The organism is Pseudarthrobacter sp. AB1, from assembly GCF_014926485.1.
GTDB lineage: Bacteria > Actinomycetota > Actinomycetes > Actinomycetales > Micrococcaceae > Arthrobacter.
Genome location: NZ_PZKO01000073.1, coordinates 1 through 24,224, shown reverse-complemented (window position 1 = coordinate 24,224; position 24,224 = coordinate 1). Strand labels below are relative to the sequence as shown.

Below are 24,224 nucleotides of genomic sequence, written 5' to 3'. Positions count from 1 at the left end.
CTAGGACGGCGCTGAATAATTTTGGGGGCTTAAGGCGCGCCTGCTTGAGCGTTCCGGGATTTGGTTAAGACTGGATCTATGCAGGGTCGTGATGATGGTCAGCGTCAGCTTTTGGATGTCGATGCTCTGGCCGGGCATATGCTCCCGGCCGGTTCGGTGTTCAGGTTCCTCGCCGAGCACCGGCACGAACTGTTCCCCGATGACGCGTTCGCAGACCTGTTCGCCTCCGGGCGCGGCCGCCCCTCGACCCCGGCGGACGTGATCGCTTCGGTCATGGTCCTGCAGACTCTCCATAATCTCTCCGACCGCGAAACCGCCGAGGCATTAACGTTTGACCTGCGGTGGAAGGCGGCGTGCGGGTTCGGCCTGGATCAGGGCGCGTTCCACCCGACGGTGTTGACGTATTGGCGTCGGCGCCTGGCGAAAAGTGACCGTCCGCACCGTATCTTCGAGGCCGTCACCCAGGTCATCGCCGGCTCGGGTGCGCTCTCCGGACGCAGGCGCCGGGCCATTGATTCGACGATCCTTGAAGACGCTGTGGCCCGGCAGGACACGGTCACCCAGCTGATCGCGCAGATCCGCCGGGTCGGCCGGGAAATCCCCGGCGCGGACCTGGTGGTGACGGGTCTGGCCGGCCATGATTACTCCAAACCGGGAAAACCGGATATTGCCTGGGATGACAAGGGTGCCCGCGATGATCTCGTATCACGGCTGGTCACCGACGCTCTGACCGTGCTGGGCAGTATCGATGCCGAATCCCTGGACGAGGCGCAGCAGGAAACACTTGCACTCCTGGCCTTGGTCGCCGGACAGGACGTCGAGCCGGCCGAAGGCTCCGACGGCACGGACGGTCGGTGGAGGATCGCCCGCAAGGTCGCCCCGGACCGGGTCATCTCCACCGTTGACCCGGACGCCCGGCACGCGCATAAGAGCCGGCAGAAGAAGATCGACGGGTTCAAAAGCCACGTCGTGATCGAGCCCGAGACCGGCCTGGTCACCGCCGCCGCCCTGACGAAAGCGGCCGGGCCGGAGAACAGCGACGCGGCCCGCGGTGCCGAACTCGTCGCCGCCGACACNAGCATCGGAACGCAACAGGTCCAGGTGCTGGGCGATTCCGCCTACGGCAGCGGCGAGCTGCTGGCCGCTCTCACGGCCGCCGGGCACACCCCGGTCATCAAACCGATGCCGCTGGGCCGTGCCGTCCCCGACGGGTTCACGGTCGATGACTTCAGCATCGACGAGAGCGCGAACACCGTGACCTGCCCGGCGAAGATCACCCGCCCGATCAGCGTCAAAGGACGGGCAAGTTTCGGCAGTGCCTGCCCGTCCTGCCCGCTGATGAGCCGGTGCACGATGGCGAAGAACGGGCGGAAGATGCTGATCCACCCGCACGACCGGCTCCGCCGTGAACACCGGGCCAAGGCCACTGACCCGGAGTTCCTGGCGGACTACCGGCAACACCGGCCGATGGTCGAGCGCTCGATCGCGTGGATGACCCGCGGAGCCAGACGCGTCCCTTACCGCGGGGTGACCAAGAATAATGCCTGGTGGATGACCCGTGCTGCCGGAATCAACCTCAAACGACTCCTCAACCTCGGACTCACCAACCAGGAGGGGGCCTGGGCACTTGGATAACACCACAGGCCAGGACCGCCACGCAGAGAACGGCCTGAACAGCGGCCAGAGACCCCGCGGAGCGTCCAAGACAGGCAACGGACCAGGATTTCAGCCCCGCAGCGCCCCAACCGACGTCCGGCTCCGGCACAAAAAATGGCCCTCCGGAAAACCCGGACGTCACAGATCCGCCTAAATCAGCACGGTCCTAGCGGTGTAGCTCTTGCCGGGTCGTTCTGAACCTCGTCTCCTTCATCCCAAGGCCATGGCCGCGCGCGGGACCGAGCGGGGGCGTGAAGCTCGCGCCCCCCGGAAACACCGTTGATCAACGCCAGAGGTCCCAACCCTCCGGCCGACCTCTGAGGCTGGCGCCGGACCGGGGGAGGTTGCCGCGTGGTTGCTCCGGAGTAGTAGGAGTAGTAGTTTTGCTACTACTCCTACTACTACATTGAAGGGTTTCGCCGTGACGTTGAGCGTTAAAGACCGTGTGTTTGCTGCTGCGGAGCAGATCAGTGCCGAGCGCCGGCCTACGGTGTCCACCGTGCGTGCCGCAGCCGGTGTGAGCAATGCTGATGCGACGCGCTATCTGAAGGAATGGGTGGAGGAAAAGCAGTCTGCCGGCGGGCAGGTCGCGGCGACGCCGGCGGTGCTGCTGGAACAGGCGGCCCGCCTGGCCGGTGCGGTCTGGGCGGAAGCGTCCGGTGTGGCCAACGAGCGCCATGCCACGGCGGAAGCAATCTGGGCTCAGGAGAAGAAGGACTTGAACCAGGAGGTCGCCGAGCTGGTCAAAGACCTGGACACGGCATCGACTGACAATGAAACAGCTGTCCGGGAGTTCAAGGCCCGGATCGCCGAGCTTGAAAGCCAGGGCGCGGCGATGGCGGAGCAGCTGAAGGCCGCGCGGTCCGCGGCGAGTGACGCGGCGGCAGCTGCAGCCTCGGCTGTGACCCGGGCGGCGGCAGCCGAGGCCCGGGCGGGAGCTCTCCAGGAAGCCCACGATGCTCTGCTCCAGCGCATCACACCCGAAACTCCCCGGCATGACACGCATGAGGAGCAGCCCGAGGCCTAAGGCCAAGAAGATCGGGCCGTTCACCGAGTGCTCTATCGACGTAGCCCCACTCCGGACGACAAAAGTACTCGCTAAATTGTCAGGGGCTTCTGGTTTGCTCCTAGGAGGACTATCAGCTGGGGGGCATAGGCCTTGATTTCTACGTCGTGGGGGAGAGAAAAATGCCACTTGCCGCATACCTAGCCGGTGAACGCATTGAAGCGTCAGATCCCTTGGTTAATGCGGCCTGGGATGTAACCGACGAGCACAATCAGGGGGTTCGAGGGTAGCGTCGAAGGCAACAATGCTTATTGGGGGACCTATGAAAAAGTTTGGCTTGTTGCCAGCCGTCGCGATTCTGGCAATTCCTATGGTGCTCGGGGGATGCGCGGAGGATAAGTACGGTATCGCAGCCTTGGACGAGCAGGCAGGATCCGAAGACGTGCGGCCCGGTGCCGAGCCATTCACCTTTCCCAAAGAAATCAACGACTCCACTCTTCGCCTGTTGGTCGAAGACGATGGACGTAAGTATTTTGGCGCTGAGTCTGCCGACGGGAAGGACGCATGCGTTGCGGTCTACTTTGTTGAAGGACAGCCCGGTACATATTCCGGGTGTGGCGCCTATTTCGGTGCGGGCGAGCGACTGACTCAGTTCAGTGGCCAAGACGGCAGAGCCACGATCCTGGTCCAGGACAACGTCGACACTAAGCGATTGGAATCCGAGGGATTCCGCCGCATTCACCAAAACGTTTACGTCTCCCGCTAAAGCCAGGTTCACTTGTCACGTGGCGCCTGATTCAACTGGCCGCCGTGGACACTCTGAATGTGTCCGGTGGAGGATCCCCTTGCGGGCTGCACCAGGAGCCAAATAGCGCCGTGAAAAAGCCGCCATTTATCGCCGAAAGTCACATTCTAAGGCGTTATGGGTTCGGCTTGCGGAACAGATTCACCGTTCGCCCTCCGCCAGCGAGACGACACCATCAACGAGGGTGTCGTTCTGAACTGCGTCTCGCAGCCACCATGCTGGCGGTTAGCCCTTGAATGGTTGCTCGGACTTCTTGACGTTGCTGCTCGCCCGCCTGTAGTCCTTCTGTCTCAACAAGCCCTGAATGGTTCGAACGATGCCGTCAGGGGCGACTGGGGAACAGCGCACACCCCGTAACGGTAGCAGTGCCTCTTCATCCTGTGACGCAGTTCTTACATGAAGGACAGGAACGATTGTCCTACGCCCATGCTCGTAATGGACTGGATCGAAGTTGGTGAAGTTGGTCGTAATCCAGCGCACTTCCTTCTCATCCTCGAAAGCATCGTGCTTCATCACTGACGCCAGGATGACCGCCTGCTTCCGAAGTTCCTTGACCAACGCTTCGTGGTCACTTTGCCCAGCACGGTCAATGTCCTCGATGGCGTTCTGGATGAACTCTGTTGCCAGTCGTTCCTTTTGGTTCTTCTTGTAAGTCACCCGGTACCAGCCGCTGATGGGAGGTATGTCGTCCCGAAGACTCTCGGTGTCCTCAGTATCGTCCAGGGCGATCCCGTCAGCGGACAGTTCTATTTTTGTGCTCAGACCGAGTGCAAAGCCGTCACCGTTGGCATAATTCCTCCACAACGTGAGGCTGTCAGGCTGACTGGAAGCGGATATGTAATAGACCTCGTTCAATATGGTGTCGAAGTAGGTTGCGTCCAAGACCTCGGTCATCAGCAACTCGACCGTAGCCCACTCCTCGGGGGAGTAATCCTCCTCTTCCTTCGCCTCGTTCATCAATTTCTCGAAGGCTTCACGTATGAGGGTCAGTCCATGGGTCATCTCGGAAGCGTCGTTGAGACTTTCCGGGCTTGATGCCCAAAGGTTTCCACTCTTGATAATGGACAGGCACGCATAGCCGTTGGTGTAGTGCCACACGTGCTTGTTGCTTCGATACCGCAGGGTTTCCGTTGTGGTGAGCCACTCCTGAGTTCTCTTAGCGAAACCCGCAAACGTGGCATGCCGCAGGGAAGTTTCAATGAACTTCGTTAGAGCGTCCGAGATGGGCTTCAGCGATACGTTCTGCTGAATCTGCATCTGACTGAGGGGCAATAGGGCATTCCCGAGCCCCTTGTACATCTGAGAAACGTCAGGTGTCGCGACTTTGAGCATCCGATTGATGCTTTCCAACATTTGGGTCGAAATATCGAGTTTCGGCAGGTCAAGGTGTGCCAAAATGCCCAGGGAATTCGCCATATTGGTGATGGGCAGATTGGAGGCTGCATAGGTTTGCAACCAAGGTGCCGACATGATCCGTTGGAGGCGTTCCAGTTCCTTTGGCGGGAAGGCGATGGGGTCCGCCCAGTCAGGTTTCTCAGCATCCCGCCCGTCGCTACCCTTCGCATCGGTGAGTATCTCATCGAGCCTAACTACGTGACCGCTCTGCTCAGCGTTAGGCTCGGTGTCCTCACCCTCCTCAGGATTCGTAGGCTCCGCTGCGTAAGCCTCATGGGTTTCATTATTATCAGGCTTGTCCGCATCGGGTTTTTCGTTCTTATCGCTCACAAAACAATCCTCACATCCTCAACTTTCCTGTCCTGACCCGCGGAGAGGGGTGTCGGCCTCGAGGGCATCGGCTTCGTTACACCGACACGAATAGCGACAAGACGTTCGCTGCCGTACCTAATGCCAGACCAGCCCCAACAAGCCAGACCTGCAAACCAAGGCCGCTAACAGCGTGGCTGTAGATAAGATGCTTGACCAGCTCAGGCATGTTGTCCATATCGCTGTAGGTGAACATTGTCTTCCCCGCCGCCCGCTGCTCTGCTCGCATCTCCTCAGTGCGCGACCCACCGCCGAACATTGAAGGGGGCTCGTTGGCGTACCGCTGCTCAATCTCCTTCAGCCGAGCAAATAATGCGGAGTTCTCACGCATGTCCTTGTGGACAATGAACCAAGCCCACAGAATCGCCCCGAACGAGATAACAAAGGCCAGGATATTGGTCACTACAAGCAATGTCTTCATGGGACATGAGTATGGCATTGAGGTTTGACACCCGATTTCTCAAGCCGTTCTTTTGCTGGGACTCCGCAAACTGTGAGGCCTAGGTGGCGCAGGCCCGGCCGGCAGCCCGTCCCCTGCTTGTTCACGGTGTTCCGCCGATTTCCCTCGGCATCGGCGGCTTTGTTCACGTCCTCGGACTAGGGAGAGGTTTCTCGCGTCCGCTTGGGGATCCTCTTGCGGGAGGCGCCATGCGCCAAACAGCGCTGTGAAAACGCCGCCATTTATCGCCGAAAGTCATAGCCCGGCACGTCGGCGATTCTTTTCGACACCCCAAGACACGGCGTGCGTGTCTTGAAAACCTGTAGTTTTTCGAGACACGGCAGCGCAGCCGTTGATGACCGCCGCCGAGAATGTCCACGGTGGCGGTCATCTTCAGCGGCTTAGGGAGCAGTGTCTGCGACTGTGGTTTCTACCGTTGTCCAGGAAGTCGCGGTTCCCACTGGCATGGTGCCTCGTGGTTCGGTGAGTACTTGCCGTTCCCCGATGGGAAGCCCGTTGTGGGCATCGATGATGATGTCTTGACGGAAGTGCGAGGAGTTTTCGACCCGGCCGATGGCTATACCCTTGCGCCCATCGAGAGTGGCTTGTTCATCGGTCACCGTGACTCCCGGGATCAAAGCCGCAGCCTTATACAGTGCGGCACGGAGGCCACCGGGAACGACCCCGGTACGCAGGAGATCGGCGATGAAGACCAATGCCTCACCGTCAACAGACTGCCCCTTTCCGGAGGTCTTTTGATAGATGTCATCCAGAAGCACTCGGGGGTCCCGGGACAGGGAGTCCAGATAACTGGAAGAAGGGAAAGTTGATTCGCTCCCCGGTCCGTAGAAGGCCCCGTTTGCCCCCCGCAGTACGTATGCTTCCGGACCACCGGCTTGGATGCGGTCTACATATTGCTTGGATGCTTCATCAAAGAATGTTGTTGGGATTCGGCCTGATCGTTCCCATACCCATTCGTTGTCCCGGTTGGCGGGGACATACATTGTCTGCTTTTCCGTATCCAGCCACTGATACTCTTTACCATTTTCGTCCACCGCCGCCGAGCCCCATAGGTTCGTGCTTTGAATCTTTAGGTACTGTCCCGCATTCACTACCGGGTCAGCTGTCTGGATGGTTGCTGCCGCTGCGTTGTTCAGGACCTCGGCAGCTTCCGCGGTCGCTCCTGGACCCATGGGCCTGACAACGTCTGCCACGACGATTCCGCCCACGAGCAGTGCTGCAGCTGCCGACGCGAGCAGGATCCGGCGCCGGAACCGGATCGGACTGACAGAGCCTTTGCCTTGCGTATCGGTCGATGCCCCGGAGGTGGAAGCCGAATTGATTCTGGTCATGAGTTTGGTGCGGCCGAGGGCCAACGTTGCCGGCGGGGCGGAGCCGATGTCGCTACGCATTTCTCGGAGCAGCTGCAAGTCGTCCATGGTCGTTCTCCGTTTCATCAAGTATTTCGAGTCTGAGCTCGGTCCGCAGTGTCCGGCGGGCGCGGTTCAAGCGGGACCGTACGGTGCCCACCGGGACGTCCATGGCCGAGGCGATACCCTCGTAGGTCAGGTCTGCCCAGGCATAGAGCAACAACGTTTCGCGGTCGATGGCGGCCATTAATTTCAGAGTCCGGGCAATGCGCCCTGTCGCCACAACGGCGTCCACCTGGGCGGCAATCCGGTCCGAGGCATCGGCCACGGCTTCCCGCGAAGCCGCTCTAGCGGCGGTTTTCAGCACCTTGGCTTCGGCCCGGTGGTGCCGCCGGAGCAGATTGGTGGCGATGCCGAACAGCCAGGGCCGGGCGTCGTCCCGGTCGAGGTCGTAGGTTTCTAGCTGCTCCCAGGCGACCAGAAAGGTCTCGGAGGTGACATCGTCGGCGGCGAAGTCACCGGTCCGTCTGGCGGCGTATCTGTAGATGACTGAAGCGTGTCTGTCGTACAACTCCCCGAAAACTGCGGGGCTGTCCCGGGACCGCCTGATGATGTCGTTGTCTGTGCTCACACTATGTATTGCCCGTTGGCCGCAAAAGGGTTCACGGAGCGTCCCCTTCTTCGCCTCAACGGATCCCTACCGAAGCGTACGTCTACGAGAGGGATAGATGCGCCATTTAGTTAGGTCCGCGAAAATGCCGCCACTTATCGGTGCGACTGACAACTTAGGGCCGGGCCCAGGGCCAAGGAGCTTGGGTAGCTGGTGGGGTGCCCGGTAAAGGATCCCCTTGCGGACAACGGTAAGGCCCCGTAGCCAGTGCGTAACATTCGTAATACGATTGCCTGTATGGAGCGCAGAATGCAGGGACGGGAGATCTCGGAAACCGAGATCGATCAGTGGGTTAAGGAAGCCGAGGCGGGTTACGACGTCGAGGAACTGAAATCGCGGATGGGGCGCCCCGCTCGGGGCGCGGAAGCGTCACAGGTTATTCCCGTACGACTGACGGCCGAGGAACTTGCGGGGGTAATGGCACGTGCCGAGCGCGAGCACCTCAACCGCTCCGAAGCGATCCGCGCCGCCTTGGCCGCCTGGTCGCACGCGGCGTGATCGTCCGCCGCTCCGCACATAAGCACGGGATCAGTTCCGCGGACGGGATCGAGGCGGCGACCTGGCCACTGGTATCGGTCCCCTTGGACGATGAGGACCCGCGCAGGTTCCTCCGTCTTGGTTTTGATACCCACGGCCGACTACTGGAACTCGTGGTGCTGGTCTGGGATGACGGTAGCGAAGAACTCATCCACGCGATGAAGTGCCGACCCCAATACCTCGGAATGCTTGGCTAGCACCCTCTCCGGAGCACCGAGACGACCCCCGGGCTGTGCGGGACACCGACCGGCTAAAGGGCATGCGTGCCTCGGACAGTTTCTGCTCCCGGACGGGCCTACTTTAGAAATGCGGCTGCCGTTTACGGATGAGACCGCGGCGCCCGCGCGGGCAGAATCACGCATGAACCATGAGCTATTCCAAGTAGGCGGCGGGCCGCCATGGCTGGGAGGTCGTGGAAGGCCTCATGGGTGAGCAAGATCTGGCCGAGGTCCAGTCGGCGCAGCAGGTCCGAGGGCTTCCCGGAGGTGGGAACCGCCCCCGGGACCGCGCCGCACTTGCAACTTGGCCCGGCAACGTCGAAAGCACTCGCGTCCGGTCAGGGATCCCTTACCGGACGGCCCGTAGGAAGTGTTGATCTGGTCTTCAGGTCGCGGTTGGAGCACTCAGGGGCCACGGACGAAAGTCCGTGGGTGTGGGTCGCATGAGCGTCACGAGGGCGCTGGTAAGAGCCTCGGCAGCCGGCGACCAGACGTATAACTGAGCTAGTTGGGAATGGGCGCCCACACGGGCTCTGGAACCGGGTTATCTATGACTGGCCATACGCCTGAGGCAATGTATCCGAGGATGCTCTTGATCTGCTGGAACAGCCACGGCTGCAGATGCCCAAGGAATGTCATGCGGTTCTCGAAGTAGATCATCGGGGCAGGATCAACGTGCCACAGCGCTGGCAGAGCCTCCGGCGATAGCGGACGGTCTATTTGAAGCTGCATCCACGGGTCTTGCCAGAGTGTCTCGATGTCGTCTGCAGCGGGTAGTGGATGGATTCGAGGAGGTTCGAGCTTTCCTGGATAAACCATCAGCCCGATGGTGGTTCGGTGCTTGTCCATGTTGTTGAGTCGATTAAGAAGTGCAAGCACATGGGTCCGGGGTGAATCTGAATGCCATGGTTGTACATCCTGGATTCTCTGAAGTAGAGAAGCTGGGATTGAGCCAAGATATCTGGTCTGGTTCTGCCAGTTCGGCTGGTCCTCCACGACCGGGAAATAGATCCTGTCAGGTCTTTCAGGTACGTCGTCATCGATGTGGCATAGTTCGAATGCTAATAGCTCCAATGCCGACCTGAGATTGTGCACGCCGTCCCCGAACCTACAGCTCCAGGCCAGCTCGGGAATGAACGGAGCGGCCGGCCGGAAGAGCTCACATGTGGAGGCATCTTCGGTGGAAAGCCTGGTTGGGGCAAGGATGCGGTTCTTATCTGTCCAGTCAAGAATCTCCGCCTCAAGGGAACGAAAATGTCTCCCGGCGTTCAAGAGTTTCATGTACGCAGGGCTGTCGTACTCCTTGCGAAAGTGTTCAACCATGAGCTGAGCGTAGTGGAATCATTTCGGTAGTCCGTCACTGCCATGCCGCCGTTGCTACTGGCGGCCAAGCTTTTCCCGCCCGTCGCGTGGCTACTCCTGCTTTCCTCTTAGGAAAGCTCTGCCCGCAACTATGTAGAAAGAGCGGAACCGAGCCTATCTTGATGCAAAATATGGCCAAACAATCTGAACAAGAATGCCTGTCGCCATAAGTGTCACGAAGATGGATTTTCCCGCACCCAGTCCACGCATCGTGCCGGTGTCGACAAGCCACCCAAGTCCTGCGTTTTCCAGTCCTCGACCTCTGATGTTCTCAGCCCAAATCTCGGCAGTACGTTCGTAGTTGCGCCAAGTCAGAAAGCCCACCCAAAAGATCGAAGCTAGCAGTACCAGAACCGGAGCGTGAGCATCAAATTCCTTTTCACGTATGGCTCCAATGCGTTCGGTACAGTGCTGGCATGCACCCAAGCGAAATGGACCCAGCGGTCGAAGCCATGAGCGCTCTTGCCGGTCCCGGCCATAAGATTTCTGACGCCACGGATCACATACCCAATGCACCCGGCCTGTATGCGGTCCATGCGGAACCTCACATTTGGCGGACGCTTGGGCTGGAGGGCCATGACCCCAAGAGACCACTGTATGTGGGGAAGTCTGAAGACGATCTCGTAACGAGGGATTTGAAAACCCACTTTGCCGTTGAGCGGGGAGACAGATCCACGACCGGTTCGTCCACAGTCCGTCGATCGTTTGCAGCCCTCCTCCGGGAGCCACTCGAACTCCGTGGAGTACCTCGCAATAAATCGAAGCCCGGCCACTTTTCCAACTACGCCCTTGAGAAGGACGCAGACGACCGGCTGACCGACTGGATGCACAAGCATCTGACAATCGCTGTGTGGCCGAAGCCGGCAGGGGTGAACGTCACCCTCACGGAAATCGAGAAGCGAATTCTCCGTCAGTGGGGACCTCCGCTCAATCTCACCCATGTGCCGGCTCCTCTGCAGCAGCTGCGCTCCGCGCGCGCGGTCATGGCGGCAGAGGCACGGACATGGACATAGTCCTGTGACCGTACGCTGCTGACGGCGCCGCCAGCCACGTTCTTCAAGAAGTCACCTTCTGCGTTTGCCGAGTTCCCAGCCGATGCCCGCAACGGCGTGATTTGTGGTCCGGGCGCGATCGATGGTTGGGCCGCGTGGGTAGTGTTTGAGGTGTGTGGCTGAGAAGCGGTTTCCGGTGTTTTATTCCGGTGTTCGAGGCGGCCGTGGTTTTGCTGGCCGGGCGATGAGCGGGGTCGGGACAGGGCGGCGGTCCCGGTCGGAAGTCATCCGATGGGACCGCCGCCGCAGCTTTCCTGCAGTTACTCGTGGAGACTTTCCGGGACCCTGGCGGTCAGCGCCGTGCGTGTGGCCGCTAACCGACGGCGGGGCAAGGCCCTAATGTAGGGGAGCGCCACGACGACCGTGGCGGCGATGAATACCAGCTGCAGCAGCGTCCGCGGCAGGAGCGCCGTGGCCGGTTCGCCGTCGACCATGAGTCCGGCGAGTGCGGCGTGGACGTTCGCCGGGAACATGGCCACCAGCAGCAGGGTCACTCCGCCTGAAGCAGTTCCAGCACGCCCGTCAGTGTGACCAGCAGCTCAAGAGAGGCAGGGCCGGCGGCACCATTGCTATGAGGTCCTCGCGCACGCCGTTAAAGTGCGCCGTCCCAGTAAGCGTGAACATGGCCGCGAGGCCACCGCACAGGCTGGTGTGCCAGGACCGAAGCGGCCTGATTCCGGCGGCACCGGCGGCACGCAGCAGGAGGGTGACGGCCAGGAGGGTGATGAGTGGGGGCCATAACACGTCCTTTCAGGTGCATGCTCAACCCGCGGCTAGGCGTCGTCGACCAGGGATTGCGCGTCACCCTCGACAGACTCGGCGTCTCGAAGTATTGCTTCAATGGAGGAGATCGTGGCGGCAGCAGGCGCTTCCCTAGGTGTCCGAGGAACGAGAGCCAATGGAGTCTCGTCGTGCAGCCAAGGTGCCTCTGGAACGGCACGTCTAAGTGTGATCCGCCACCGCATGGCAGCCTCCAGCATTGCCCTCGCAGCATGTTCGACGAGACCTGGGTCCGATGAAGGTACCTCATATTGCCCGAGCTGGTTGTTCTCGGACCGCGGACGTAGGAAAACAACGCGCGCATGAGGGTCACTGTGGCGAAACGACGAGATCGTTACAGGGTAGATCTCACCGCTCGGTGTGAGCAGGGCGTGCTCTGCCCGTCCTCTATTCCCGGGGTAACGATGGTCGCGATTCTGTGCGTCTCGGAACGTTCCGAGGGGAAGCAGGTTATCCCTGATGCTAGGGTCTGATTCCGAGAAGATCGTAACCACTACGCCCGCTATCGATGTCTGTTCAGGAGCACGTGTAGCCTGGTCACGATGCCAGAAGCGGCGCCACCAAGACGGCTTTCGCTCAACGCAGAGGTATGCCAGCGGCACCCCATCCAGACACGCCTGGGTTGTGAACCACTCAGCGAAGGTAGACCAATTCGAGAAATCCTTCGCAGACGTCAAGAAGGCGGCCTCGTGCTCTGCGTACACGGTACATGCGGTATCCCGAGCCTCAAATAGTTCGATGATGTCGGCAGCTAGCGACCTCTTCCTGGCCAAGACGGAGGGCTCGTTGTCCGCGATGCGTGGCCCGCCTAATTCCTCAAACTGGTCCTGAAACGCGTTCAGTGCGACATTTTTCGCGACTGCAGCTTGCGCCAACTCCACTAGCTCCCGGCGTCCTGCGCTGAAGACTGCGTGACCACTCGGTCCGACTGCGTCCATTAGCGGCACAGCAGGAGACCCATCGGAAGTCGCCACCTCCCTGATCCAGAGAGGGGCACCAAGGATAACCAGGTTGTAGGGCGCAAGGAACTGATTATCCAAAATGACGTGGCCGGAAAGCGGAGGTCGATGCAGCTTGAGGAGGACCTCAACTCGTCGAGGAGGGCCGTCTCCGGGCGATCCTTGAGCAAGAGCCATCACATGGCGAGCGACCTCGAGGTCGGTCATGCGGTGGTCATCGTTCACCCTGGAATTGTGAACTCTCGCGTCTTCGCGCTCTCGGATTTGATTGAATAAGGCATAAAATCCGTCAATGTCGGACGGAGTGCGACCCTGTGTGTAGGAAACGGGATTGGTAAGGCCACTCGTGAGCATATTGTGCGCAGAGCCAATCAACCCCACGAAGACTCGCTTCCCGGCGACAACCTGGCTCGAAGCTAGCAACATAACGTTCTGTGCATACCCATCGGTCGGAACACCGTCCCAATCCCAACCTTGCACGACGTTGAACGTCGCCATGTATGCATCAAGACGGACACGGAGGTACGGCATCTGTGGCTCGGAGAGGTCACCGATCTGGTGACCTGACTGAAGAAAACGAGTGGCACGGCCAGCACGATCATGCAATGTCTCTTCATACTTTGCGAAGCTAACTTTGGCGCCGAGCTTGGGGCCCTCGAGCGACAACTCTGGGCTGATCTCCTGGATCTGAGGTTTCCGCCGCGGCCTCGGAACTTCAGGCATGGACAAGAGCTCCGATACGAGCCGATTGGAAATGTAGTGATACGCCCCGAGGTGCTCTCTGCGGTTCATGAGGGTCAGATTACCCGAGCGTTGTCTACTGGGGATGGTATATCGAGATTTCTTCGACAACCTCGAATTTCTCGGCGAGCGAGCGGCATCGCAGCTCAGGGCTGCCGTGAATACCGAAGCAAAAGGCTTTCCGTGAGCATTCCCCATTAAAAGCCGGAGTAAGGAGCCCAGGGCTTCACCGTATTTTTGCTTGTTTTTAATCCCGGGGGTTGCGGTCAACGCAGCAGCGTGACTGTGGCCGCCCCGCGAGAGGACATCGCCGGACGCGGGCATGCCGAGACACGCGTGGCTCAAGCCATAAGATTGCAGTCATAATCGCGCCGGTACGAGACAAGGGGCGGGAAGACGCTAGTGGGGGACAATGCCGACAATCTTCGACAACTCTGAGACCAACACTCTTGGAGGCAGCCTCCTTAAGACCTTTCCAGAGCACAATCGAATAGATGTTGCCACCGGTTATTTCGACCTGCGCGGATGGGGAACGTTCTCTGATCTCGTTGATGCCAAGCAACTGCCAGAGCGAGTTGCCGGGGACCCCGCAGCTCGGATCCTTGTAGGAATGGTCGCACCTTCAGCAGCGGAAGCTATGTTGCAGGACCTTCAGGATCAGGTTCGGGTACCAGACCCTCACGCAAATATCGCGGACTTCGAGTCAGCCCGTAATCGGCAAGCTCAGCTTGTTAACCATTTGCGGGAACAACTCATGCGGGGTCTGTCGACAAAAGAGGGCCAGTCATCATTGCGTGCGTTGAAAAGACAGCTCCGTGCGGGCTTGGTCGAAATCAAGGTATTTACCAGGCGGCCGCTGCACGGCAAAGCGTACATCCTTCATAATCCCGGGCATTACGCACTCCCCATCATGGGGTACCTGGGATCATCGAATCTCACTGCATCTGGTCTCTACAGGAACCTTGAACTCAATGTCGATGTCTTGGACCAAGACGCTGCCCAAAAGCTGGATGAGTGGTTCACCACCCACTGGGATGATCCATTCTCCCTGCCGATCACTGAACAAATCATCGAGCTAATCGAGGAATCCTGGGCGGCAGAAAAACAGCCGACACCGTTTGAGGTCTTCCTGAAGGTCTGCCATTCCATGTCTCAGGACGTTCGTGATGGCTACGGCTACGTGCTGCCGCCGTCCATGCAGAATCTGCTGCTCGAATATCAGGAGAGTGCCGTCCGAATCCTCGCCCGCCGGATTATTCGTCGCGGAGGCACGATGTTGGGGGACGTGGTTGGCCTAGGCAAGACGCTGACAGCGGTAGCCACCGCAATGCTTCTTCAAGCGGGGGAAGACTACTCCACCCTGGTTTTGTGCCCGAAAAACCTGGAGGAGATGTGGCAGAAACATCTTGATGCCTATGACATCAACGGCCGAGTAGTCCCATACTCCATGGCAGCGAAGGTACTTCCGGAACTAAAGCGATTCCAGCTCGTAATCTGTGACGAGTCCCACAACTTGCGCACAAACACTAGAAAGGATTACGAGGCTATACAGCAGTACGTCCGTGGCAACGATTCTAAAGTACTGCTGCTGACGGCTACCCCGTACAACCTTGCGTTTGAAGACGTAGCCAACCAAATCGGCCTCTACCTGGATGAAGATGACGATCTAGGTATTGAACCGATGGCAGCATTGGCAGCAGACCCCGCCCTCGCCGAAAAGGTTGATGGAAAAATCAACACTCTGGCAGCATTCCGTCTGTCGGAGGAGGCGGAGGACTGGAAACGGTTGATGAGCGATCATCTAGTCCGCCGGACCCGGTCCTTCATTAAGCGAACCGCCAAGAAGAAGCAGGTCGAGCTAGCTGATGGGCAGACTGTAGAGCTCGAATACCTGCAGTTCTCGGACGGCAAGCCGTTCTTCTTTCCTACGCGAATATCGAAACCCGTTAGTCATGATTTCGATGATGACGACCCTGCGCGTCTGATGGAAGACGATGAAACTCTCGATGCCATCAAGTCGCTGTTGCTTCCCCGGTACGTCTTGGCCTCCTACGATTCACCCAAACGCCGGCACACTGACGAGGACAAGAAGATCCTTGAGGACATCAAAACCGGCAGAGGCAACGTAGCAGGCTTCGTAAGGACAGGTCTATTCAAGCGACTTTCGTCTTCCGGGCACTCCTTCATCCAGTCCCTGCAGCGGCAGCGTTCTAGGAACGAGCTGTTTCTGTACGCCATCGAAAACCGGCTCCGAGTGCCTCTTGGCAACTTCAGCGATAAACAATTTGGAGTTAGCGACGAGGACATCGAGGATGCCGACGGCACCCATGGCTCACCGTCCTCACGATATGAACACCTCCAAAAACACTTGTCGGAATCCACAAAGTGGCTCAACTCGATCATTTTCACCGATGCTTTGGCAGCCGACCTCAAGCGCGACAACGACACACTGACCTGGCTTCTGGAGAGATATGGCGCCTGGGACTCGTCCAAGGACTCCAAAATCAATGCGTTGGTCGACCTTCTCACCAAGGAGCATCCCGGCGAGAAAGTCCTTGTTTTTACTGAGTACAAGGACACTGCTGAATATGTTGCGCGCGCTTTACAAGAAGCAGGCATTCAGAATGTTGGCCTCGCGACAGGAGACAAGGCCAGTCGACCCGCCGACGCCGCTCGTAGATTTTCCCCGGCATCCAACACGCTTCCGGGCGCTGAGCCAAGTGACCAAGAGGTTGAGGATCCTATAAATGTTTTGATAGCGACGGATGTGTTGTCGGAGGGCCAGAATCTTCAGGATGCGCACATTGTGGTGAACTACGACCTACCCTGGGCCATCATCCGGCTCATCCAGCGCGCCGGTCGTGTCGACCGAATTGGTCAGAAATCTCTGAGCGTCTACGTCTACTTGATCTCGCACGAAAGAGTTGAAGAACAGATCAGCCTCCGTCAGCGCATCAAGCAACGTCTTGAGTCATCGGCACAGGCCTTTGGCTCCGATGAGCAGTTCTTTGGAAGCGATAGCGAAATACGAATCCTCGACAACTTCTACGATGGAACGCTTGAAGACGATGGAGTTGGCGATGAGGAGGCTGACGCGGTCAGTGAAGCGTGGCTGGTCTGGAGCAACGCTCTTGAGAAGCATTCCGACATTGCGCATCGAGTATTGGCAATGCCGGACATGGTGCAGTCAACCCGAAACCAATACATTCACGAGTCCAACAGCTGCGTCGTTTGCTATGTCAACACAACGTCAGGTGTGGATGCATTCGCCGTCTCCAAGGGCGGCGAGGACGGCATGAGGGAGCGCGAAAGACTGATCACGCCATACGAGGCTTTCAAGCTCTTCTATGCTGAACCGGAAACCCCCACCGCAGAGCTCCGAGATGATCACTTCGAGCGGCTGCAGCACTTGGTTCATGGTCCGCTCTCCAGCGAAGGTGTGGCCACAGGCAACCTAAAAGGCGTCCGGAAACGGATCTGGGAACGATTTACCGGCACACTCTTCATGCGAGGTGGAGAGGACGCCCTGAACGCATTGCATGAGCGACCGCTGCAGAAAGCAGCCGAAATGAAACTCCGCGGCGCTCTGAGGAATCGCGTCTCCGATGATGATCTCGTCGCCATCCTTAACCAGCTTCATGAAGACGAAAAACTTGTAATCAAATCCGTGGACAAAGACCCGTTGCGGGTTGTCTGCTCGCTAGGAGTCCGGGACTAATGCCGAACACGCTGACTGACCTCGTTGACAAGCATGACTATCAAACGCTCTTCCTGGAACACCTGAGATGGTCCAGGCCGGACCAGCCAACCCTCAAGGTCCAACTAGACGGTGCTGACAGTTACAGCGTCTCTAACGTGTCCAGCTATAAGGGGCTCCGAGTGTGGGTATGCCCCGAGCTTCCCAGTTCATCGGACCAAGCGGCCATTGACCGCGCCATCGCCAAGAAGTCCACCGACCGCCTGGTCATTTTTCACAATGACACAAAACAGGTTTGGCGCTGGCCGGTCCGAACCGTCAAAGCCGGCAGCATCAACACGAGACTTACGTCGCACCTGCATACGGCTGGCAAGGAGAACCCGAAGCTCCTGAAACGGCTTGAGGCCATCACTCTGGGAGTGACCGAAAGCCTAAGCGCCACCGATGTGATTGAACGCGTAAAAAGAGCCTTCGATGTCGAGACGGAGAAGGAAACCAAGCGTGCATCCAAGCTCATGGCTTCGATGTTCGATGCACTGAAAGTGGCGGGGGCCGCCGAGCACAAAATCTCGGTAACCCTGGCCAGGATTCTCTTTCTCATGTTCGGAGACGACACGGACATGTGGGACAAGGACTTGTTCCAGAATTTCATCATCAACCACACGCGCCCAGACGGCAGCGACCTAGCCGACCGCCTCAACGATCTGTTCGAATATTTGGATACAACTCCCGGGGACAGGGGAAGTACGCCGGCGCACTTCAATGGATTTAGATATGTGAACGGCGGCCTTTTCCGCGAGCGGATCACACTACCGCCCGTTGCACAGTCACTCCGGACAGCCATCCTGGAGGCTAGTTCATCAAACTGGGCGGACATCTCACCGGCCATCTTTGGTTCCATGTTCCAGTCTGTCCGCGACGCCAAAACGCGGCGCGAGTTCGGGGAGCACTACACGTCGGAGAAGGACATCCTTCGAACCATCGATCCTCTGTTCCTAGATGAACTTCGCGCGGAATTCGCGAAAGCCGTTGATCACCGGGAAGAGACTGCAATGCTGACCAAGCTTCGCGAGAGGCTTGGGCGCATTCGCTTCTTGGACCCAGCGTGCGGGTGCGGAAACTTCATCATCATCGCCTACCGTGAACTGCGTCTGCTGGAAATTTCGATCCTGGAGAGATTGAAGCTCAAGGAAGCGCAACGTGGCAACGTTGATGCCGGCCAGCTGGAGATGCCTGTGGGAACGGTCGACGACCGTCAAGGGCGAGGCAAGAAGTCTTTCCTCGACCCTAAGGTTGTTCTCGACAACTTTTTCGGTATTGAAATCGATGAGTGGCCCGCGAAGATAGCTGAAACGGCGATGTTCCTCATGGACCGACAGTGCGATCTCCAGATGATCACCCGGCTGGGATACGCACCCGAGAGGCTCCCAATCCAGCGGCAAGCCACCATCGTAACTGCAACTGAAGACAACCTGGGCAGGGGCAACAGCCTCCGCTTTGACTGGACGGACCTCTTCCAACCGGACGACGACACTATCGTCGCGGGTAACCCTCCATACGCCGGTCAATCGCTCCGAACAGCTGAGCAAACTGCAGACCTCCAGCTGGCGTGGGGAGCGCAATATGACGGCTACCTCGATTACGTCACTGGATGGCACGCCAAAGCGCTCAGCTTCCTCGCTCCAGCCCAAGGAGCGCGTTTCGCTTACGTCACGACAAACTCAATTGCCCAGGGACAGCCTGTACCAGCCCTCTTCGAACCCATCTTCAAAGCTGGCTGGAGAGTTCGCTTCGCTCACCGAACGTTTCCTTGGGAATCAGAAGCCTCCGGCAAGGCTGCAGTCCACTGCGTCATCGTTGGATTCGATAAAGAAGGCCCTGAACCTCAGCTATGGGACTACAACGAAGGGAAAGGACCCATCCAACACAGGGAAGTCCCGTTCATAAACGCCTACCTGGTTGATGGACCCAACGTCTTAGTCAGGAAACGTTCCAAGCCGCTGACGGCATCCCTGCCTGAGGTGAATTATGGGTCCAAACCAGCGGACGGAGGGAGTCTGGTAGTGAAAAAGCCGGCTTACGCCAGCGTTATGGCCGACCCCCTTGCAGCAAAATATGTGCGGTCGTTTGTTGGCGCTGACGAGCTAATCAGCGGCGCAGATCGGTGGTGTCTGTGGCTTGTAGGAGCACCAAGAACCGAAATTGAAGCCTCGCCGGTCCTGCGGGAACGGGTAGCCAACGTCAAACGAATGCGCCAAGCCAGTACAAAAGCAGCTACTCGCGATCAGGCAGCCATCCCTCACCTGTTCACTGAGATTCGCCAACCGGAAGTTTCCTACTTGTGCATACCGCGTCATTTCTCAGCCGACCGGGACTACTGCACGGCCCAGAGGTTCGAACCGTCAGTCATCTCCAGCGACGCCAACTTCACCGCATCTGACGCTGACGGGTTCCTGTTTGCCTTGATTTCGTCATCGCTTTTTATCGATTGGCAACGCCTGGTCGGTGGCCGTATCAAGTCAGACTTCCGATTTTCGAACACAATCGTTTGGAACAACTTCCCACTTGGCATGGCAGATGCTGACTCGCGAAAGGCAATTGTTGATGCCGGGGCAGCGGTTCTCGCCGCGCGAGCCAACCATCCCGGTGTCTCGCTGGAAAGTCTCTATGAGCCTGAAGCAATGCCACAGGATTTGCTGAACACCCATTTCGCACTCGACGAGCAGGTGAATGCTTTCTTCGACATCCCGAAGGACGCCGTCCAGTTGGATCGAGAGAGACTATTGCTCGAGCGATACGTAAAATATTCGCTGCACCGTTGAGGCGTTGCCACGGACTGCTGGATCATTGGGTTTGGTTTGAGGAACGCTGTGCTAATGTTCTTCTCGCTGCTGCGGAGGAATGTAAAGCCAATGGGCCTACATCTCCGCATCACCATCACGCGCGGGTGGCGGAATGGCAGACGCGCTAGCTTGAGGTGCTAGTCCTCGAAAGGGGGTGGGGGTTCAAGTCCCCCTTCGCGCACCGAAAGACCCCCGGAAACCCATGGGTTTCCGGGGGTCATTTCTGTTACGACCAGGTCATGGTCCGCTTTGAGGAGCATTGCCGTAGGGCATGCCTCAGTTGTCAGTGACGGTCGCCAGCAGCCATTGGTCCGACAGCGGGTCGCGGCGCAGCTCGAAGGTACGCAGCGCCGAGGCGGACCTGCACCCACCAGTGCTCGATGCTCACCAGATCACCGCTGCCCTTGGCGGCGGTACGGCGGGTTTCCCACCAAGAGTCCCGGCTGAACCAGTGCAGCGGCTCCGCTGCCACGGCCCACACGCGCCCGTCGTAGCGGACGGCCAGGGGAGTGCCTGCGGCGGTGAACCGGACATCCACCGGTGCGTCGAGGGTTGTTTCACTTACTGTTGCTGTCACGGTTGGTTCGTTCTCCCATGTTCGCTCTGTTCAAATCTTCCCGGCGGGTTACCGCCGAGCTCCACACCCAGGTCCCGTACGTCACCGGCCCGTCCTTCCACGTCACTTCGGCCGCGAACTTCGTGCTCTCGCTTGCAGCGCTTGGAGCTTCGATCATGGCGTACCGCGCCAATTCCAAGGTCCGCAACGACGAAGGAAGCTAACCGGGGTCAGGGCGGGTCTGCCATCCGGCAGGCCCGTCCCTACCGCGCCGGACCGTCTTGGAGTCCCTCGGCAGTGTACTTCTGGGTGCGCCTGATCGTGTCCGTCATGGCGCGTACGGACCCCTGGTCCTCTTGCCAGCGGCTCCCGTCCCGTGTGCAGGCAAGGAACGAGGTCACCCCTGACTCTTGGACCGCCTGACGCAGTTCGGCCCACGCCACTTCCAGGTCTGCCAACTGCGCGGGCGTCAGCGGCTCGGGTTCCGTGGCCAGCACGACGGCGGAGGACTCCGCTGCAGCTGGTGTTCGGCGCCGGGTGAAGAAGCTTCGCATGCCCACAGTCCATCTCTCCTTCTGACAAAAGGTTGTCCCGCCTGGGATTGGGGGAACCAGGCGGGACAATTCCACCGTACCAACCCAGCCCCAGGGCAGATGCATGGCCATTCCGTATGTGTTCCGGCTGACGGAGCAAGCTGTTCGCCCTTGCGAGGACTGGGAAGTCGTCGAACTGCCGCGGCCAACTTGAGTGAGACAGGAGGCCTCGATCCGTAGGTGGCCAGATTAACTGAGATTCTGGCCAACAAAACTGAGACAGGACAGCAGGGGTGGGTGGCGTGATTCATCTGATGAGATGCGCAGAGTACAGCCTTACATAATCATTATTATCGGCTAAAAGTCAGGCTAGTGATTAGCCGAATTTCAGGCTATATTTAAGGTATGAGAACGGTACCGCTCAGCGAAGCCAAGGACAAGCTCTCCGCGCTTGTAGAGGAAGCAGACAAGACGCATGAGATCATCCAGATCACCCGCCACGGGCACCCCTCAGCCGTGCTGATGTCCGCCGACGACCTGGAGTCCCTGCAGGAAACACTCCACTGGCTCTCGCAGCCCGGTAATCGCGAAGACCTGGACCAGGCCCGGCGCGACATCGCCGAAGGCAACACAACCAGCGGCGCTGACCTGCGCCGTGAGCTTGGACTACCGCCGAAGTGACCGAGGAACCATCCAACGCGCAAGGGCCATGGAAAATCGAAGTCACCATCCCCGCGCTGAAAGGATTTCGTCGGCTGCCGGAGACGGCTGCCGCCGCAATCGTCGAATTCGTCACCGGTGTCCTGGCCGACGACCCCCGCCGACTCAGCAAGCCCCTCACCAACGAACTCCTCGGACTGCGCACCGCACGCCGTGGTGACTACCGCGTGTTGTTCACCCTCGACATCGAACAACACACCTTATACGTCCACCGCATCGAACACCGTGCGGACCTCTACAAGCCGCGTTAGCAGCCGAACTCCTCGAAGTTGTGCCAATTGGACGCCTCTCCCCCAACTCAGACTGACGAAACGACCGTCATCGCAGCTCCGGCATCGCTCACGCTTGCGTCGGCCCTTCCAGTGCGGGCGTTCTTCTTGGGGCCCCATGTGGGACAAGGAGGCAGGGCCTTCCATGCGGAATGGCCAACTGATATGCGGGAAGGATTGTCAAGGGGCAGTGGTGAGCGGCTCCCAACTTCTTTGGTGGGGGGCCGCTCATTGGGGTGCCCGTCCGGGTGTGGCGGTCGTGCTGGCGAGTCTTGTATTCGACTGCAGTGTCAGACTGATATTCGCGGGTTGGGTTACCGCATGACGATTGTTCGGCTGGGGCGTATCGCTGTCTAAAATCGAGCGTCAACGGCGAGGGCCGTGTGCTCATAGTTGGGTCTCGAGTTAGCCCCAAGTGCTGCCACGTCACGCCCGGCCACGCATCCGGAGGGCACGTTCTTTACGCCGCGTTCATGCTTTCCCCTTGCCCGTGTTCGCCTTGCTGGAGGGGTGCGGCCAGGGACCAGCACCAGCCGGCGAGTTCCCTCGCGATCGCGGTGTTGGCCGTGACGGATCTTTTCTTACGGGCATCGAAGACTTCCCATTTGTGGTGGAGCCTGTGGTTGCCTTCCAGGGCCCGGATCCGGGTGGCCGGGCCGACCAGGTCCAGCTGCCGCAGCAGGCGCAGCCCGGGACTGGCATAGGGGCGCCGGTGCTGCGAGGCTGCCTCCACCAGCAGCTTGCGTGCGTATCAGCTCCCGGCCTTAGTGATCGGGCCCTGGTGCCGGGATTGGCCCGAGGACTGCTCGCTGGGCACGAGACCCACGTAGGAGCCGATGGTGGACCCGGTGAAGCGTGTCCAGTCGCCGATCTCCACGGCGAGCCCGAACCCGGTCGTGACCTGAATGCCGCGCAGGCACATCAACGCGTCGATCACCGGCGTGTAGTGGCAGTCCTTGGCGACCTCTGCGACGCGCTGGTCGATGCGTTTGAGGTGCGCGGCGAGCAGTTCGGCCTGTTCCACGTTGCCCTCGTAGGTGAACTGCAGCATCGGGGAGTCGAAACGCTGCCGGCGCAGCCACGCTTGGTGCTCCTGGGTCCACTTGGTCTCCTTCGTTAGCGGATGCCGTGGCGGAGCAGGATCGCGTTCACGTGCTGGCGGGCATGGGCGAGGTTCTTCGCCGCCGTGGCCCGCAGCCGGGACAAATCCCGGAGGTCCTCCTGCTCCCGCGTCGGGACCCGCACTTCCGTGACTTGGCCCAGGGCGAGCATTTCCGCCAAAAGCCGGGCGTCTCGCTTGTCCGTTTTAATCTTGTCTCCCGGCGCCCGCAGCAGCTTCGAGGACGCAGCCACCACACAGTCAACGCCGGCCTCCCGCAGGAAACGGGCCAGGACGTACCCGGTCGGGCCCGACTCGTACACGGCCTTCACCGGCGGCTCGAACCGGCGGACCCAATCCAAAACGACCGCCGGGTCCGAGTCCATCTGCATCCGGACCAGTTCTCCGGTGTCAGGATTCAGGGCGCAGCCGACAACGGAAACCGCGTGAACATCGAGCCCAATAAACGTATGCTGAAATATAGCCGGGACCTCCCAAAACTCACATGTGGCACTACCAATGCAACTCTCACGAAGGCCTCAAGCCAAGAGGTTGTTCACTGGCAACCCACGGACGCTGTGAAACAGAAGGCCCCGGCCCCTCACCAGCCTGGAGTCGGGCCCCTGCCGTCCGGATACAAGGACATTTCCGCCGGGCAATAGGCCCCGCGGCGCCGCCTCACCAACACGACGGAAACCCGCCCGCATCAAGCCGGCGCCGCAGGACCGCCCGGCGACAATGGCCGCCCCGGACGGACAGGAAACCCAACCACCCTCACCTCATGTCTCTAAAGTGAGACGGTTCCGACCGGGTCCGTCTCAATTTAGATTGCATTTTCCCACGTCAACGTGCCAACTGATACGAAAATGTGGGGAGTCATGCGGCTGGGGTGCGTGTGATCGTCACCTCGAATCCGAGTTGGGTGAGGTCCTTGAGCGCGCGTTGGCGGGTTCTGTCTGCGTTGGCCTGGCCGTAGTGCCGCAGGGGTGGTTCCTCGTAGCAGACACCGTTGGCGAGCATGTTGTAGGCCGCGGTGATGATGCTGTGTCCGATCGCGACAATGGCGCGGGACTTGCCACGCCGGTTGGCGAGCCGCTTGTACCGGATGGACAAGAAGCCGTGCTTTTGCTTCGCGATGTTGAGGGCGG

General features: G+C 59.4%; 22 protein-coding genes, 1 tRNA gene and 2 pseudogenes. 11 read left to right on the top strand and 14 right to left on the bottom strand.

The features are described 5' to 3' along the window. The first annotated feature begins 78 nt into the window (after positions 1–78). The 3 genes from DAD99_RS20700 to DAD99_RS20690 all read left to right on the top strand — a co-directional run bounded on the left by DAD99_RS20700 (position 79) and on the right by DAD99_RS20690 (position 3,428). Positions 79–1,635: an IS1182 family transposase gene (locus DAD99_RS20700; RefSeq protein ID WP_193343060.1), complete on the top strand. Its 1,557-nt coding sequence runs from the start codon at positions 79–81 to the stop codon at positions 1,633–1,635. Between the two features lie 442 nt (positions 1,636–2,077). Continuing rightward, the gene (locus DAD99_RS20695) at positions 2,078–2,683 is read left to right on the top strand and encodes a DNA-binding protein (protein WP_193343059.1); all 606 of its coding nucleotides are present in this window, start codon (positions 2,078–2,080) and stop codon (positions 2,681–2,683) included. A 301-nt stretch (positions 2,684–2,984) separates the two neighbouring features. Continuing rightward, positions 2,985–3,428 carry a hypothetical protein gene (locus tag DAD99_RS20690; protein ID WP_193343058.1) on the top strand — a complete coding sequence of 148 codons (444 nt, stop codon included), beginning with the start codon at positions 2,985–2,987 and terminating at the stop codon, positions 3,426–3,428. Positions 3,429–3,692: 264 nt separating this feature from the next. Here DAD99_RS20690 and DAD99_RS22220 read toward each other — a convergent pair whose 3' ends face one another. The 4 genes from DAD99_RS22220 to DAD99_RS20670 form a co-directional block, all read right to left on the bottom strand. Next, a complete protein-coding gene (locus DAD99_RS22220) occupies positions 3,693–5,192 on the bottom strand; it encodes a DUF2971 domain-containing protein (RefSeq protein WP_193343057.1) in 1,500 nt (499 codons plus the stop codon). Positions 5,193–5,268: 76 nt separating this feature from the next. Next, complete coding sequence (locus tag DAD99_RS20680; RefSeq protein ID WP_193343056.1) at positions 5,269–5,652, bottom strand: hypothetical protein; 384 nt, start codon at positions 5,650–5,652, stop codon at positions 5,269–5,271. A 419-nt stretch (positions 5,653–6,071) separates the two neighbouring features. Further along, the gene (locus DAD99_RS20675; protein ID WP_193343055.1) at positions 6,072–7,109 is read right to left on the bottom strand and encodes a CU044_5270 family protein; all 1,038 of its coding nucleotides are present in this window, start codon (positions 7,107–7,109) and stop codon (positions 6,072–6,074) included. Beyond that, a complete protein-coding gene (locus tag DAD99_RS20670) occupies positions 7,075–7,671 on the bottom strand; it encodes an RNA polymerase sigma factor (RefSeq protein WP_193343054.1) in 597 nt (198 codons plus the stop codon). The genes DAD99_RS20675 and DAD99_RS20670 overlap by 35 nt, the downstream gene beginning before the upstream one ends. A gap of 276 nt (positions 7,672–7,947) precedes the next feature. Between DAD99_RS20670 and DAD99_RS20665 the strand changes: the two genes are divergently transcribed. Further along, a complete protein-coding gene (locus DAD99_RS20665; RefSeq protein WP_193343053.1) occupies positions 7,948–8,208 on the top strand; it encodes a ribbon-helix-helix protein, CopG family in 261 nt (86 codons plus the stop codon). A 761-nt stretch (positions 8,209–8,969) separates the two neighbouring features. Here the strand turns inward: DAD99_RS20665 and DAD99_RS20660 are convergent. After that, on the bottom strand, positions 8,970–9,788 hold the full coding sequence (locus tag DAD99_RS20660; protein WP_193343052.1) for a hypothetical protein: 819 nt from the start codon (positions 9,786–9,788) through the stop codon (positions 8,970–8,972). Positions 9,789–10,243: 455 nt separating this feature from the next. Here DAD99_RS20660 and DAD99_RS22375 point away from each other — a divergent pair, with 455 nt between their 5' ends. Further along, entirely contained in the window at positions 10,244–10,840 is a 597-nt protein-coding gene (locus DAD99_RS22375; protein WP_375372285.1) for a GIY-YIG nuclease family protein, read from the top strand. A 299-nt stretch (positions 10,841–11,139) separates the two neighbouring features. Here the strand turns inward: DAD99_RS22375 and DAD99_RS21965 are convergent, their stop codons facing one another. Genes DAD99_RS21965 through DAD99_RS20645 form a run of 3 tightly spaced genes read right to left on the bottom strand, consistent with a single transcriptional unit; the run spans position 11,140 to position 13,410 of the window. Beyond that, positions 11,140–11,373: a hypothetical protein gene (locus tag DAD99_RS21965; protein ID WP_227008342.1), complete on the bottom strand. Its 234-nt coding sequence runs from the start codon at positions 11,371–11,373 to the stop codon at positions 11,140–11,142. A 28-nt stretch (positions 11,374–11,401) separates the two neighbouring features. Further along, a complete protein-coding gene (locus DAD99_RS21960) occupies positions 11,402–11,623 on the bottom strand; it encodes a hypothetical protein (protein WP_227008341.1) in 222 nt (73 codons plus the stop codon). A gap of 29 nt (positions 11,624–11,652) precedes the next feature. Then, positions 11,653–13,410 (bottom strand): DUF7019 family protein, encoded by a 1,758-nt coding sequence (locus DAD99_RS20645; RefSeq protein ID WP_193343050.1) that lies wholly within the window; start codon positions 13,408–13,410, stop codon positions 11,653–11,655. Positions 13,411–13,771: 361 nt separating this feature from the next. On the opposite strand from DAD99_RS20645, the gene DAD99_RS20640 reads away from it, so the two are divergent. From DAD99_RS20640 to DAD99_RS20630, 3 genes are all read left to right on the top strand, one after another. Continuing rightward, a complete protein-coding gene (locus tag DAD99_RS20640; protein ID WP_193343049.1) occupies positions 13,772–17,077 on the top strand; it encodes a helicase-related protein in 3,306 nt (1,101 codons plus the stop codon). Next, positions 17,077–19,878, top strand: a complete 2,802-nt coding sequence (locus DAD99_RS20635) for a class I SAM-dependent DNA methyltransferase (RefSeq protein WP_193343048.1) — start codon at positions 17,077–17,079, stop codon at positions 19,876–19,878. Before DAD99_RS20640 ends, DAD99_RS20635 begins: the two co-directional genes overlap by 1 nt. Positions 19,879–19,997: 119 nt before the next feature. Beyond that, positions 19,998–20,080, top strand: a tRNA-Leu gene (locus DAD99_RS20630). A 95-nt stretch (positions 20,081–20,175) separates the two neighbouring features. On the opposite strand, the pseudogene DAD99_RS20625 reads toward DAD99_RS20630, so the two are convergent. Further along, a pseudogene (locus DAD99_RS20625) lies at positions 20,176–20,437 on the bottom strand (hypothetical protein). A gap of 56 nt (positions 20,438–20,493) precedes the next feature. On the opposite strand from DAD99_RS20625, the gene DAD99_RS20620 reads away from it, so the two are divergent. Continuing rightward, the gene (locus DAD99_RS20620) at positions 20,494–20,679 is read left to right on the top strand and encodes a hypothetical protein (protein ID WP_193343047.1); all 186 of its coding nucleotides are present in this window, start codon (positions 20,494–20,496) and stop codon (positions 20,677–20,679) included. Positions 20,680–20,718: 39 nt separating this feature from the next. Here the strand turns inward: DAD99_RS20620 and DAD99_RS20615 are convergent, their stop codons facing one another. Then, the gene (locus DAD99_RS20615; RefSeq protein ID WP_227008340.1) at positions 20,719–21,009 is read right to left on the bottom strand and encodes a hypothetical protein; all 291 of its coding nucleotides are present in this window, start codon (positions 21,007–21,009) and stop codon (positions 20,719–20,721) included. Between the two features lie 384 nt (positions 21,010–21,393). Between DAD99_RS20615 and DAD99_RS20610 the strand changes: the two genes are divergently transcribed. Together DAD99_RS20610 and DAD99_RS20605 are read left to right on the top strand one after the other, a co-directional pair. Next, positions 21,394–21,669: a type II toxin-antitoxin system Phd/YefM family antitoxin gene (locus DAD99_RS20610; RefSeq protein WP_193343046.1), complete on the top strand. Its 276-nt coding sequence runs from the start codon at positions 21,394–21,396 to the stop codon at positions 21,667–21,669. Next, entirely contained in the window at positions 21,666–21,959 is a 294-nt protein-coding gene (locus DAD99_RS20605) for a type II toxin-antitoxin system RelE/ParE family toxin (protein ID WP_193343045.1), read from the top strand. Before DAD99_RS20610 ends, DAD99_RS20605 begins: the two co-directional genes overlap by 4 nt. A 478-nt stretch (positions 21,960–22,437) precedes the next feature. On the opposite strand, the gene DAD99_RS21955 is transcribed toward DAD99_RS20605, so the two are convergent. From DAD99_RS21955 to DAD99_RS20595, 4 genes and pseudogenes are all read right to left on the bottom strand, one after another. Beyond that, entirely contained in the window at positions 22,438–22,710 is a 273-nt protein-coding gene (locus DAD99_RS21955; RefSeq protein ID WP_309233448.1) for a transposase, read from the bottom strand. Between the two features lie 18 nt (positions 22,711–22,728). Beyond that, positions 22,729–23,028, bottom strand: coding sequence for a transposase (locus DAD99_RS21950; protein ID WP_227008339.1), 300 nt, complete (start codon positions 23,026–23,028; stop codon positions 22,729–22,731). Between the two features lie 65 nt (positions 23,029–23,093). Next, entirely contained in the window at positions 23,094–23,498 is a 405-nt protein-coding gene (locus DAD99_RS21945; protein WP_227008343.1) for a transposase, read from the bottom strand. A gap of 454 nt (positions 23,499–23,952) precedes the next feature. Further along, positions 23,953–24,224: pseudogene (locus DAD99_RS20595) on the bottom strand (IS110 family transposase); the annotation flags it as partial.